Raw genomic sequence first — 12,367 nt, 5'->3', positions numbered from 1 at the left:
CTCCGGGACCGGCGTTTTTGGTCGCCCGCCCCTTCACCCCCGCCGTACACAGGAGCCCAAGATGTTCGAGGCCGTCGAGGAACTCGTCGCCGAGCACGCCGACCTGGAGAAGAAGCTCGCCGACCCGTCGGTCCACGCCGACCAGGCCAACGCGCGCAAGCTGAACAAGCGTTACGCCGAGCTCACCCCCATCGTCGCCACCTACCGCTCCTGGACGCAGACGGGCGACGACATCGAGACCGCGCGCGAATTCGCCGCCGACGACCCCGACTTCGCCGCCGAGGTCAAGGAGCTGGAGCAGCAGCGCGAGGAGCTGACCGAGAAGCTGCGCCTCCTGCTGGTCCCCCGTGACCCCAGCGACGACAAGGACGTCATCCTGGAGATCAAGGCGGGCGCGGGCGGCGACGAGTCCGCGCTGTTCGCCGGCGACCTGCTGCGCATGTACCTGCGGTACGCCGAGCGCGTCGGCTGGAAGACTGAGATCATCGACGCCACCGAGTCCGAGCTGGGCGGCTACAAGGACGTCCAGGTCGCCGTGAAGACCCGGGGCCAGACCGAACCCGGCCAGGGCGTCTGGGCGCGGCTGAAGTACGAGGGCGGCGTGCACCGCGTGCAGCGTGTCCCCGCGACGGAGTCCCAGGGCCGCATCCACACCTCCGCGGCCGGTGTCCTCGTGACCCCCGAGGCGGAGGAGGTCGACGTCGAGATCAACCCGAACGACCTCCGCATCGACGTCTACCGGTCCTCCGGACCCGGCGGACAGTCCGTCAACACCACCGACTCCGCCGTGCGCATCACGCACATCCCGACCGGAGTCGTCGCCTCCTGCCAGAACGAGAAGAGCCAGCTGCAGAACAAGGAGCAGGCACTGCGTATCCTGCGCTCCAGGCTGCTCGCCATGGCGCAGGAGGAAGCGGAGAGGGAGGCCGCCGACGCCCGCCGCAGCCAGGTCCGCACCGTCGACCGCTCCGAGAAGATCCGCACGTACAACTTCCCGGAGAACCGCATCTCGGACCACCGCGTCGGCTTCAAGGCCTACAACCTGGACCAGGTCCTGGACGGCGACCTCGACGCGGTGATCCAGGCCTGCGTCGACGCGGACTCGGCCGCCAAGCTGGCAGCCGCGTAAGGCACGTAGGAGTGCAGGAGCACTGAATACCGGAGGACTTGCGTGAATCTGCTGCTCGCGGAGGTGGCCCAGGCCACCCAGCGGCTCGCCGACGCCGGCGTGCCCTCGCCGCGCACCGACGCGGAGGAACTCGCCGCGTTCGTGCACGGCGTGAAGCGCGGCGAGCTGCACTCCGTCAAGGACTCCGACTTCGACGCCCGTTACTGGGAGGTCATCGCCCGCCGCGAGGCCCGCGAGCCGCTCCAGCACATCACCGGACGCGCCTACTTCCGGTACCTGGAACTCCAGGTCGGGCCGGGAGTGTTCGTGCCGCGCCCGGAGACCGAGTCCGTGGTCGGCTGGGCCATAGACGCCGTGCGCGCCATGGACGTCGTCGAGCCGTGCATCGTCGACCTGTGCACCGGCTCCGGCGCCATCGCGCTCGCCCTCGCCCAGGAGGTCCCGCGCTCCCGCGTGCACGCCGTGGAGCTGTCCGAGGACGCCCTGCAGTGGACCCGCAAGAACGTCGAGGGGTCCAGGGTCGACCTGCGGCAGGGCAACGCCCTGACGGCCTTCCCCGACCTGGACGGCCAGGTCGACCTGGTCATCTCCAACCCGCCGTACATCCCGCTCACCGAGTGGGAGTACGTCGCCCCCGAGGCGCGGGACTACGACCCCGACATGGCCCTCTTCTCCGGCGAGGACGGCCTCGACCTGATCCGCGGCCTGGAGCGCACCGCGCACCGGCTGCTGCGCCCCGGTGGCGTCGTGGTCGTGGAGCACGCCGACACCCAGGGTGGCCAGGTGCCGTGGATCTTCGCCGAGGACCGCGGCTGGACCGACGCAGCCGACCACCCGGACCTGAACAACCGCCCGCGTTTCGCCACGGCCCGCAAGGCGCTGCCGTGAGCACCCCCCAGGCCTGGCAGGCCCCGCAGTTTTCGAAGTCTTCATCTCAGCAGCACGTGTACGAGGAGGCCAGCTAAAGATGGCACGGCGATACGACACCAACGACGCGACCGACCGCGTGACCGGTCTGCGCGAGGCAGCGTCCGCCGTCCGCCGTGGCGAGCTCGTGGTGCTGCCGACGGACACGGTGTACGGCATCGGCGCCGACGCGTTCTCCTCGGAGGCCGTCGCGGACCTGCTGGAGGCCAAGGGCCGGGGCCGCAACATGCCCACCCCCGTCCTCATCGGCTCCCCGAACACGCTGCACGGGCTCGTCACGGACTTCTCCGAGCTCGCCTGGGAGCTGGTCGACGCCTTCTGGCCGGGCGCCCTCACGCTCGTCGCCAAGCACCAGCCGTCCCTGCAGTGGGACCTCGGGGACACCCGTGGCACCGTCGCCGTGCGCATGCCGCTGCACCCGGTCGCCATCGAGCTGCTCACCGAGGTCGGCCCGATGGCCGTGTCGTCGGCGAACCTCACCGGGCACCCGGCGCCGGAGGACTGCGACGCCGCGCAGGAGATGCTCGGCGACTCCGTCTCGGTCTACCTGGACGGCGGCCCGACCCCCGGCAACGTCCCGTCGTCGATCGTCGACGTCACCCGTGAGGTGCCCCTGCTCCTGCGCGCCGGTGCGCTCTCGGCGGACGAGCTGCGAAAGGTCGTACCCGACCTCGAGGTGGCGAATTGACGGCCCCTGAGGCGGGGCGTGGCATAGGCAACGGGGAAAGCGCGGCGGAGATCACGACGACCTTCGTGGGACTGCCGCGCGACAGCTTCCGCATCCTCCACGTCAGCACCGGCAACGTGTGCCGCTCACCCATCACCGAGCGGCTGACCCGCCATTTCGTCAAGGAGCGGCTGGGCATCCTGGGCGGCGGGCTGATCGTGGAGAGCGCGGGCACCTGGGGCCACGAGGGCGCGCCCATGGAGGCCCACGCGGAGACCGTCCTGGCCGACTTCGGCGCGGACGCCTCCGGCTTCACCGGGCGCGAGCTCCTCGACGAGCACGTGATCCGCGCCGACCTGGTGCTGACCGCCACCCGGGACCACCGGGCGCAGGTCATCTCCATGGGCCACTCGGCGGGCCTGCGCACCTTCACGCTCAAGGAGTTCACCCGTCTGGTCAAGGCCATCGACCCGGCGACCCTCCCGCCCCTGGAGGAGGGCGTGGTCGTCCGCGCGCGTGCCCTGGTCCGCGCCGCCGCCGCTCTACGCGGGTGGCTCCTGGCCCCGAACGCCGAGGCCGACGAGGTCTACGACCCGTACGGGGCGCCCCTGACGTTCTTCCGGTCGATCGGGGACGAGATACACCAGTCGCTCGACCCGGTCGTCACGGCACTCACGGGCGTCCCCGCGCGGACGTAACGACCGAGCGCCCCCGGGGCCCCGGGCCTACATTGGTCGTACGTCACCACGGCGAACCGCCCAGAAGCACGTCGCCCGGAGCCCACCATGACGGTCACCCCTGCCTTCGAGGCCGACGTCCTGCGCCACCAGGACCCCGAACTCGCCGACATCCTGCTCGCGGAACGGGAGCGGCAGGCGACCACGCTCCAGCTGAGCGCCGCCGAGAACTTCAGCTCCCCGGCCGTGCTGGCCGCCCTCGGCTCGCCGCTCGCCAACAAGTACGCCGAGGGCTACCCGGGGGCCCGCCACCACGGCGGCTGCGAGATCGTCGACGTCGCCGAGCGCCTCGCCGTCGACCGTGCCAAGGCCCTGTTCGGCGCCGACCACGCCAACGTCCAGCCACACTCGGGCTCTTCGGCGGTCCTCGCCGCCTACGCCGCCCTCCTGCGCCCGGGCGACACCGTCCTCGCCCTCGGCCTGCCCCACGGCGGTCATCTCACGCACGGCTCGCCCGCCAACTTCTCCGGTCGCTGGTTCGACTTCGCCGGCTACGGCGTGGAGGCCGAGTCCGGGCTCATCGACCACGAGCAGGTGCGGACCCTGGCCCGCACACGCCGGCCCAAGGCGATCGTGTGCGGCTCGATCGCCTACCCGCGCCACCTCGACCACGCGTTCTTCCGCGAGGTCGCCGACGAGGTGGGCGCCTACCTCATCGCGGACGCCGCGCACCCCATCGGGCTCGTCGCCGGGGGAGCGGCGCCCAGTCCGGTGCCGTACGCGGACATCGTCTGCGCGACCACCCACAAGGTGCTGCGCGGTCCGCGCGGCGGCATGATCCTGTGCCGCGCGGAACTGGCCGAGCGGGTCGACCGGGCCGTGTTCCCTTTCACACAGGGCGGCGCCCAGATGCACACCATCGCCGCCAAGGCGGTCGCGTTCGGGGAGGCGGCAACACCGGCGTTCGCCGCGTACACCCATCAGGTGGTCGCCAATGCGAGGGTTCTCGCGGCACGGCTGGCCGCCGAGGGCCTGGTCGTCACCACGGGCGGCACCGACACCCACCTGATCACCGCCGACCCGGCCCCCCTCGGCGTCGAGGGCCGCACCGCCCGGGGCCGTCTCGCCGCGGCCGGCCTGGTCCTGGACTGCTGCGCGCTGCCGCACGGGGACGCCCGGGGACTGCGCCTGGGCACGGCCGCGATCACCACGCAGGGCATGGGCGAGGCGGAGATGGCCCGGATCGCCAAGCTGCTCGCGGGAGTGCTCAGGGGCGTGACGGAGACCGCGAGGGCCCGTGAAGAAGTGCGGGAGCTGGCCGGTGGATTTCCGCCGTATCCGCGCTGAGTCGGGGTAAGCGCACCAGGGTGCACAGCCACTCGTGCAACCATCGTCGCTACCCGGAAGTCCCCACTCATATGCGCGCATCGCTAGGGTGTGGGGCTGTGATGGCCAGCGAGACCTGTGGGGAAGCCCGTGCGTGAATACCTGCTGACGCTCTGCATCACGGCCGCGGTGACGTATCTGCTGACAGGGCCGGTACGGAAGTTCGCGATCGTGGCCGGAGCGATGCCGGAGATCCGGGCACGCGACGTGCACCGGGAGCCCACTCCGCGGCTCGGCGGGATCGCGATGTTCTTCGGCCTGTGCGCGGGCCTGCTGGTCGCCGACCACCTGACCAACCTCAACCAGGTCTTCGAGACGTCGAACGAACCCCGGGCGCTGCTGTCGGGGGCGGCGCTGATCTGGCTGATCGGTGTCCTGGACGACAAGTTCGAGATCGACGCCCTGATCAAGCTGGGCGGCCAGATGATCGCCGCGGGCGTGATGGTCGTGCAGGGTCTGACGATCCTGTGGCTGCCGATCCCGGGTGTCGGCTCGGTGGCGCTCACCCAGTGGCAGGGCACCCTGCTGACGGTCGCGCTGGTCGTCATCACCATCAACGCGGTCAACTTCGTGGACGGCCTGGACGGCCTCGCCGCCGGCATGGTCTGCATCGCGGCCACCGCGTTCTTCCTGTACGCCTACCGCATCTGGTACTCGTACGGCATCGAGGCCGCCGCCCCCGCCACCCTGTTCTCGGCGATCCTGATGGGCATGTGCCTGGGCTTCCTGCCGCACAACATGCACCCGGCGCGGATCTTCATGGGCGACTCGGGGTCGATGCTGATCGGCCTGGTCCTGGCCGCCGGCGCGATCTCCATCACGGGGCAGGTCGACCCGGACGCGCTCAACCTGTACGTCGGGTCGGAGAAGGAGGCCGTGCACCAGACGGTCCCCGTCTACATCCCGCTGCTGCTGCCGCTGACCATCATCGCGGTGCCGGCCGCGGACCTGATCCTGGCGATCGTGCGCCGCACCTGGCGCGGCCAGTCCCCGTTCGCCGCCGACCGCGGCCACCTGCACCACCGGCTGCTGGAGATCGGCCACTCGCACAGCCGCGCGGTGCTGATCATGTACTTCTGGTCGGCGCTGATCGCCTTCGGCGCGCTCGCCTACTCGGTCAACTCGGCGTCCATGTGGATCGTGCTGGGCGTGGTGTTCCTCAGCGCGATCGGCCTGGTCCTGCTCCTGCTGCCGCGCTTCACGCCCCGCGCCCCGCGCTGGATGGAGCGCTTCGTGCCGCCGCGCTACCGGCGCCGCGGCGCGGTCCCCGCGCTCTCACCCGAGGCCTCGACGCCTGCGTCCGCCGCCGAGCAGCCCGCCGCGGTGGGGTCCGAGAACCGCACGCCCGTGGTCTCCGGGGTCTCCGGTGTCAACGGGGCGACCGCCATCGGCGCCCGCTCACGGCTGGCCGACCGGCGCAAGGCCGGGACAAGGTAAGAATCTGACGAGAGCATTGCCAAGTCGTGGGGTGGTGATGGGGGTGCGAAGCGCCCCAATACCAGACATCTCGGCGGCGTTCTCGCTCAGACGCGCATGTTCACTCTCATGTGTGACTGTCCGCACACCCCCAGGTAAAGACTGCATCAAATAGTTTGTGATACGGTTCACGAGAACCCCCCGGATAGAGCCGAAGGACCGTAGTGCGACGGTCCAGCGGTGTGAGGTCTCCACTCAGCCCGGGACTACGCTCGTCCATGACGACACCCCTGCCCCCTGCGAAAGCGGAGTTGCCGCCATGCCGTCCAATGACGCCCGGAACCTTCTGCAGTGCGCTGTGCCCACAGCCGCTGCCGGTGTGGTCGCGGCCGCCGTCAGTGGCGTGGTGGCCGGAGGCAAGGGCGCCGTCGGCGCCGCCGTCGGCGCGCTGCTGGCGATCCTCTTCATGGGGGTCGGTCTCTACGTTCTCCAGTGGACGGCAAAAACGCTCCCGCAGTTGTTCCAGGCCATGGGGCTGATGCTCTATGTCGCCCAGCTGCTGCTTCTTCTGATCTTCGTCGCCCTCTTCAAGGACACCTCTCTCTTCAACGCGAAGACGTTCGCCATCGGGCTCGTCGTCGCGACCGTCGTGTGGATGGCTGCGCAGGCTCGTGCGCACATGAAGGCCAAGATCTTCTACATCGACCCGGACTCCGAGAAGAGCGAGAAGCCCGAGAAGACCGGGTCGTCGTCGTGACGAGTAGGGGCGCGATAAAGGGCAGTAAGAACTCCTGCTATCGTCCGGTGCCAACTGCGGCATCGCGGGCGCGGGCATCTGAGCTGACGCCTGCTCGAACGCGAGGCTCGATGCCCCCCAGCCGCCCTCACATCCGTAACACCAGTCCGGTGCCGATCCGCGGCTGCGCGCCGCGCCGACACAACGAGGTTGCCGTACCTATGCGTCACACCGAAGGAGCCCGCGGTGAGTGCTGACCAGACCCAGCTCGCCTTCGACTGGAGCTGTCGGATCATGTCCGACGGGTGTGGTTTTCCGGCACCGGGCCTGCACTCGTTCCTCTTCAAGCCGATCGCCACGGTCGGGGGGTACGAGTTCAACAAGGTGATGCTGCTCGCCGTCATCACCACCATCCTCGTCATCGGCTTCTTCTGGGCGGCCTTCGGCAAGGCCAAGGTGGTGCCCGGCAAGCTGCAGATGGTCGGTGAGGCCGGATACGACTTCGTCCGCCGCGGCATCGTCTACGAGACCCTCGGCAAGAAGGAGGGCGAGAAGTACGTCCCCCTGATGGTCTCGCTGTTCTTCTTCATCTGGATCATGAACATCTGGTCCGTGATCCCGCTGGCGCAGTTCCCGGTGTCGTCGGTCATCGCCTACCCGGCCGTCCTCGCCGCGGTCGTCTACGTGACCTGGGTCTCGCTGACCTTCAAGCGGCACGGCTTCGTCGGGTTCTTCAAGAACATCACCGGCTACGACAAGTCGCTCGGCCCGGTGCTGCCGCTCGTGATGGTCATCGAGTTCTTCTCGAACCTGCTCGTCCGGCCGTTCACCCACGCCGTCCGACTGTTCGCGAACATGTTCGCCGGTCACCTGATGCTGGTCATGTTCACCGTCGCCTCCTGGTACCTGCTCAACAGCTGGATGATCCCGGCGGCCGGTATCTCCTTCGTGATGACCATGGCCATGATCGTCTTCGAGCTTTTCGTGCAGGCCGTCCAGGCGTACGTCTTCGTGCTCCTCGCCTGCACGTACATCCAGGGCGCTCTGGCCGAGCACCACTGAGCCCCTCCGCCCCCGCAAATCCCAAGAACGTCCGGTGGCCAACCCCCGCCGGTCCGTGAAAGAGAAGGAAGATTCAGCATGGCTGCCACTGAGACCCTCGCCGCTGTCTCCGGTTCGCTCGGCTCCATCGGCTACGGCCTCTCCGCCATCGGCCCCGGCATCGGCGTCGGCATCATCTTCGGCAACGGCACCCAGGCCCTGGCCCGTCAGCCCGAGGCCGCCGGCCTGATCCGTGCCAACCAGATCCTGGGCTTCGCCTTCTGTGAGGCGCTCGCCCTCATCGGCATCGTTATGCCGTTCGTGTTCGGTCAGTAATTACCTGCTCACCGACACGTTTCGACGAAAGGCACTGATGTGATCGCCAACCTGGTACAGCTGGCGGCCGAGGAGGAGCAGAACCCGCTCGTTCCTCCGGGCCCCGAGCTGCTCGTCGGCACCATCGCCTTCGCCATCGTGTTCTTCTTCTTCTGGAAGAAGCTGCTTCCGAACATCAACAAGGTTCTGGAGGAGCGCCGCGCGGCGATCGAAGGCGGTATCGAAGAGGCCGAGACCATGAAGGTCGAGGCCCAGAGCGTCCTTGAGCAGTACAAGGCACAGCTCGCCGAGGCCCGGCACGAGGCCGCGCGTCTGCGCCAGGAGGCGCAGGAGCAGGGTGCCGCCCTCATCGCCGAGATGCGGGCCGAGGGCCAGCGGCAGCGCGAGGAGATCGTCGCCGCGGGTCACGCCCAGATCGAGGCCGACCGCAAGGCCGCCGCGTCCGCGCTGCGCCAGGACGTGGGCAAGCTCGCCACCGACCTGGCCGGCAAGCTCGTCGGCGAGTCCCTCGAGGACCACGCCCGCCAGAGCCGCGTCATCGACCGGTTCCTCGACGAGCTCGAGGAGAAGGCCGAGGCCGGCCGATGAACGGAGCGAGCCGCGAGGCCCTGGCAGCCGCACGAGAGCGTCTCGACGCGCTGACGGACTCCACGTCCGTGGACGCCGGCTCGCTCGCCGACGAGCTGGCCGCCGTCACCGCGCTGCTCGACCGCGAGGTGTCGCTGCGTCGGGTCCTCACCGACCCGGCGCAGGCCGCAGAGGCCAAGGCCGAGCTGGCCCAGCGCCTGCTCGGCACCCAGGTCAGCGGCCCGGCCGCCGACCTGGTGGCCGGCATGGTGCGCTCCCGCTGGTCGCGCTCGCGCGACCTGGTGGACGCGATCGAGGAGCTGGCGAACACCGCCGACCTCACCGCCGCGCAGAAGTCGGGCCGGCTCGACGACGTCGAGGACGAGCTGTTCCGGTTCGGCCGGATCGTCTCCGGCAGCACCGAGCTGCGCGCCGCGCTGACCGACCGCAAGGCCACCACCTCGGCCAAGAGCGAGCTGCTGCGCAGCCTGCTCGGCGGCAGGGCGCAGTCGGCCACCGAGCGTCTGGTGACGCGCCTTGTGACCGCGCCGCGGGGACGTAGCCTGGAGTCGGGACTGGAGTCCCTGTCCAAGCTCGCCGCCGAGCGCCGGAACCGCATGGTGGCCATCGTCACCTCGGCGGCTCCGCTGAGCGACCTGCAGAAGCAGCGCCTGGGCGCCGCCCTCGCGAAGCTCTACGGCCGCCAGATGCACCTCAACCTGGACGTGGACCCCGAGGTCCTCGGCGGGATCCGGGTGCAGGTCGGCGACGAGGTCATCAACGGCTCCCTCGCGGACCGTATCGAGGACGCCAGCCGCCGGCTCGCCGGCTGAGCAGCAACTCAATAGGCAGTACGTACTGACGACGGCCCTGGTTGGGCCGTGCAGAAGAATCCTGGGGGTCGCCCCCAGACCCCCTAAGAAACTTCGGGCCCAACAAGGAGAGCAGGGAACCCAGATGGCGGAGCTCACGATCCGGCCGGAGGAGATCCGGGACGCACTGGAGAACTTCGTCCAGGCGTACAAGCCGGACGCGGCCTCGCGCGAGGAGGTCGGTACGGTCACCTTTGCCGGCGACGGCATCGCGAAGGTCGAGGGCCTGCCCTCGACCATGGCCAACGAGCTGCTGAAGTTCGAGGACGGCACCCTCGGCCTCGCCCTCAACCTCGAGGAGCGCGAGATCGGTGCCATCGTCCTCGGTGAGTTCAGCGGCATCGAGGAGGGTCAGCCGGTCTCCCGTACCGGTGAGGTTCTCTCCGTCGCGGTGGGCGAGGGCTACCTCGGCCGCGTGGTCGACCCCCTCGGCAACCCGATCGACGGCCTCGGCGAGATCGAGACCGAGGGCCGCCGCGCCCTCGAGCTGCAGGCCCCCACGGTCATGCAGCGCAAGTCGGTGCACGAGCCGATGGAGACGGGCTACAAGGCCGTCGACACCATGACCCCGATCGGCCGCGGCCAGCGTCAGCTGATCATCGGCGACCGCCAGACCGGCAAGACCGCCCTGGCCGTCGACACCATCATCAACCAGCGCGACAACTGGCGCACGGGCGACCCGAACAAGCAGGTCCGCTGCATCTACGTCGCCATCGGCCAGAAGGGCTCCACGATCGCCGGTGTGCGCGGCGCTCTGGAGGAGGCCGGCGCGCTGGAGTACACGACCATCGTCGCCGCCCCGGCGTCCGACCCGGCCGGCTTCAAGTACCTGGCGCCGTACACCGGTTCGGCCATCGGCCAGCACTGGATGTACCAGGGCAAGCACGTCCTGATCATCTTCGACGACCTGTCGAAGCAGGCCGACGCCTACCGCGCCGTGTCGCTGCTGCTGCGCCGCCCGCCGGGCCGTGAGGCCTACCCGGGTGACGTCTTCTACCTGCACTCCCGTCTGCTGGAGCGCTGCGCCAAGCTCTCCGACGACATGGGCGCCGGCTCGATGACCGGTCTGCCGATCGTCGAGACCAAGGCCAACGACGTGTCGGCGTTCATCCCGACCAACGTCATCTCCATCACCGACGGCCAGTGCTTCCTGGAGTCGGACCTGTTCAACGCCGGTCAGCGCCCCGCGCTGAACGTCGGTATCTCCGTCTCCCGAGTCGGTGGCTCCGCCCAGCACAAGGCGATCCGCCAGGTCTCCGGCCGTCTGCGTGTGGACCTCGCCCAGTTCCGTGAGCTGGAGGCGTTCGCCGCCTTCGGTTCCGACCTGGACGCCGCCTCCAAGGCGCAGCTGGAGCGCGGTCAGCGCATGGTCGAGCTGCTGAAGCAGCCGCAGTACCAGCCGATGGCCACCGAGGACCAGGTCGTCTCCATTTGGGCCGGCACCACCGGCAAGATGGACGAGGTCCCCGTCGCCGACATCCGCCGCTTCGAGAAGGAGCTGCTGGAGTACCTGCACCGCAAGGAGCAGGGCCTGCTGACCTCCATCCGCGAGGGCGGCAAGATGTCCGACGACACCCTCCAGGCCATGGCCGACGCCATCGCGGAGTTCAAGAAGCAGTTCGAGACCTCCGACGGCAAGCTGCTCGGCGAGGACGCCCCGGCTGCCGGCAAGTGACGACGGAAGGGACCTGACTCATGGGAGCCCAGCTCCGGGTCTACAAGCGTCGCATCCGATCCGTCTCCGCGACCAAGAAGATCACGAAGGCGATGGAGATGATCGCCGCCTCGCGCGTCGTCAAGGCGCAGCGCAAGGTGGCGGCCTCCACGCCGTACGCGACCGAGCTCACCCGGGCGGTCACGGCGGTGGCCACCGGATCGAACACCAAGCACCCGCTGACGACGGAGGCGGAGAACCCGACCCGCGCCGCGGTCCTGCTCCTCACGAGCGACCGCGGTCTGGCCGGCGCCTTCAACTCCAACGCCATCAAGGCCGCCGAGAAGCTCACGGCGAAGCTTGAGGCCGAGGGCAAGGAGGTCGACAGCTACATCGTCGGCCGCCGCGGTGTCGCCCACTACAACTTCCGTGAGCGCAAGATCACGGAGTCGTTCACGGGCTTCACCGACGACCCGTCGTACGCGGACGCCAAGAAGGTCGCGGCCCCGCTGATCGAGGCCATCGAGACGGAGACGGCCGAGGGCGGCGTGGACGAGCTCCACATCGTCTACACCGAGTTCGTGTCGATGATGACGCAGACGGCGATCGAGGCCCGGCTGCTGCCGCTCAGCCTCGACGAGGTGGCGGCGGAGGCGAAGCCCAAGGGCGAGATCCTCCCGCTGTTCGACTTCGAGCCGTCGGCGGAGGACGTCCTGGACGCCCTGCTGCCGCGCTACGTCGAGAGCCGCATCTACAACGCGCTGCTCCAGTCGGCCGCCTCCAAGCACGCCGCCACCCGGCGCGCGATGAAGTCGGCGACCGACAACGCCGGAGAGCTCATCGAGACCCTCACCCGGCTTGCCAACCAGGCCCGCCAGGCCGAAATCACCCAGGAAATCAGCGAGATCGTCGGTGGCGCCAGCGCCCTGGCCGACGCGACCGCGGGGAGTGACTGACAA

The 12,367-nt window shown here is 69.4% G+C and carries 13 protein-coding genes; all 13 read left to right on the top strand.

Annotation, left to right across the window (positions count from 1 at the left end; genetic code table 11):
• Positions 1-61 precede the first annotated feature (61 nt).
• The 13 genes from prfA (at position 62) to ACSUPV_RS12605 (ending at position 12,364) form a co-directional block, all read left to right on the top strand.
• The gene (prfA, locus tag ACSUPV_RS12665) at positions 62-1,129 is read left to right on the top strand and encodes a peptide chain release factor 1 (protein WP_031117479.1); all 1,068 of its coding nucleotides are present in this window, start codon (positions 62-64) and stop codon (positions 1,127-1,129) included.
• 42 nt (positions 1,130-1,171) lie between these two features.
• Positions 1,172-2,017: a peptide chain release factor N(5)-glutamine methyltransferase gene (gene prmC, locus ACSUPV_RS12660; protein ID WP_031117480.1), complete on the top strand. Its 846-nt coding sequence runs from the start codon at positions 1,172-1,174 to the stop codon at positions 2,015-2,017.
• Positions 2,018-2,096: 79 nt separating this feature from the next.
• Positions 2,097-2,744, top strand: a complete 648-nt coding sequence (locus ACSUPV_RS12655) for an L-threonylcarbamoyladenylate synthase (RefSeq protein WP_190055023.1) — start codon at positions 2,097-2,099, stop codon at positions 2,742-2,744.
• A complete protein-coding gene (locus ACSUPV_RS12650) occupies positions 2,741-3,421 on the top strand; it encodes a low molecular weight phosphatase family protein (protein ID WP_031117482.1) in 681 nt (226 codons plus the stop codon). The genes ACSUPV_RS12655 and ACSUPV_RS12650 overlap by 4 nt, the downstream gene beginning before the upstream one ends.
• 87 nt (positions 3,422-3,508) lie before the next feature.
• Positions 3,509-4,747 (top strand): serine hydroxymethyltransferase, encoded by a 1,239-nt coding sequence (gene glyA, locus ACSUPV_RS12645; RefSeq protein WP_382616194.1) that lies wholly within the window; start codon positions 3,509-3,511, stop codon positions 4,745-4,747.
• A 129-nt stretch (positions 4,748-4,876) separates the two neighbouring features.
• Positions 4,877-6,223, top strand: a complete 1,347-nt coding sequence (locus ACSUPV_RS12640) for an MraY family glycosyltransferase (RefSeq protein ID WP_037765451.1) — start codon at positions 4,877-4,879, stop codon at positions 6,221-6,223.
• 298 nt (positions 6,224-6,521) lie between these two features.
• Positions 6,522-6,959 carry a hypothetical protein gene (locus ACSUPV_RS12635; protein ID WP_037765453.1) on the top strand — a complete coding sequence of 146 codons (438 nt, stop codon included), beginning with the start codon at positions 6,522-6,524 and terminating at the stop codon, positions 6,957-6,959.
• Between the two features lie 273 nt (positions 6,960-7,232).
• Positions 7,233-8,000, top strand: coding sequence for a F0F1 ATP synthase subunit A (atpB, locus tag ACSUPV_RS12630; protein ID WP_037765486.1), 768 nt, complete (start codon positions 7,233-7,235; stop codon positions 7,998-8,000).
• A 78-nt stretch (positions 8,001-8,078) separates the two neighbouring features.
• A complete protein-coding gene (locus ACSUPV_RS12625) occupies positions 8,079-8,315 on the top strand; it encodes an ATP synthase subunit C (RefSeq protein WP_010040161.1) in 237 nt (78 codons plus the stop codon).
• 39 nt (positions 8,316-8,354) lie between these two features.
• The gene (locus tag ACSUPV_RS12620; RefSeq protein WP_031117488.1) at positions 8,355-8,903 is read left to right on the top strand and encodes a F0F1 ATP synthase subunit B; all 549 of its coding nucleotides are present in this window, start codon (positions 8,355-8,357) and stop codon (positions 8,901-8,903) included.
• Positions 8,900-9,715, top strand: a complete 816-nt coding sequence (locus ACSUPV_RS12615) for a F0F1 ATP synthase subunit delta (protein ID WP_031117489.1) — start codon at positions 8,900-8,902, stop codon at positions 9,713-9,715. Before ACSUPV_RS12620 ends, ACSUPV_RS12615 begins: the two co-directional genes overlap by 4 nt.
• 124 nt (positions 9,716-9,839) lie before the next feature.
• A complete protein-coding gene (atpA, locus tag ACSUPV_RS12610) occupies positions 9,840-11,429 on the top strand; it encodes a F0F1 ATP synthase subunit alpha (RefSeq protein WP_031117490.1) in 1,590 nt (529 codons plus the stop codon).
• Positions 11,430-11,449: 20 nt separating this feature from the next.
• Complete coding sequence (locus tag ACSUPV_RS12605; RefSeq protein WP_031117491.1) at positions 11,450-12,364, top strand: F0F1 ATP synthase subunit gamma; 915 nt, start codon at positions 11,450-11,452, stop codon at positions 12,362-12,364.
• The last annotated feature ends 3 nt before the right edge of the window (positions 12,365-12,367 follow it).

Origin of the sequence: Streptomyces sp. SudanB52_2052 (assembly GCF_964272415.1) — a bacterium.
In the GTDB taxonomy this organism is placed as follows: domain Bacteria; phylum Actinomycetota; class Actinomycetes; order Streptomycetales; family Streptomycetaceae; genus Streptomyces; species Streptomyces olindensis.
Note: the sequence above shows the minus strand (reverse complement) of the source record. Positions and strands in the feature narration are given on the sequence as shown.

What these genes read in the sequence shown, in the direction of transcription:
- atpB (WP_037765486.1), top strand. Translation starts at nt 7,233, where the DNA reads ATGTCCGACGGGTGTGGTTTTCCGGCACCGGGCCTGCACTCGTTCCTC.
- ACSUPV_RS12625 (WP_010040161.1), top strand. Translation starts at nt 8,079, where the DNA reads ATGGCTGCCACTGAGACCCTCGCCGCTGTCTCCGGTTCGCTCGGCTCC.
- ACSUPV_RS12655 (WP_190055023.1), top strand. Translation starts at nt 2,097, where the DNA reads ATGGCACGGCGATACGACACCAACGACGCGACCGACCGCGTGACCGGT.
- prfA (WP_031117479.1), top strand. Translation starts at nt 62, where the DNA reads ATGTTCGAGGCCGTCGAGGAACTCGTCGCCGAGCACGCCGACCTGGAG.
- ACSUPV_RS12605 (WP_031117491.1), top strand. Translation starts at nt 11,450, where the DNA reads ATGGGAGCCCAGCTCCGGGTCTACAAGCGTCGCATCCGATCCGTCTCC.
- ACSUPV_RS12615 (WP_031117489.1), top strand. Translation starts at nt 8,900, where the DNA reads ATGAACGGAGCGAGCCGCGAGGCCCTGGCAGCCGCACGAGAGCGTCTC.
- atpA (WP_031117490.1), top strand. Translation starts at nt 9,840, where the DNA reads ATGGCGGAGCTCACGATCCGGCCGGAGGAGATCCGGGACGCACTGGAG.
- ACSUPV_RS12635 (WP_037765453.1), top strand. Translation starts at nt 6,522, where the DNA reads ATGCCGTCCAATGACGCCCGGAACCTTCTGCAGTGCGCTGTGCCCACA.
- glyA (WP_382616194.1), top strand. Translation starts at nt 3,509, where the DNA reads ATGACGGTCACCCCTGCCTTCGAGGCCGACGTCCTGCGCCACCAGGAC.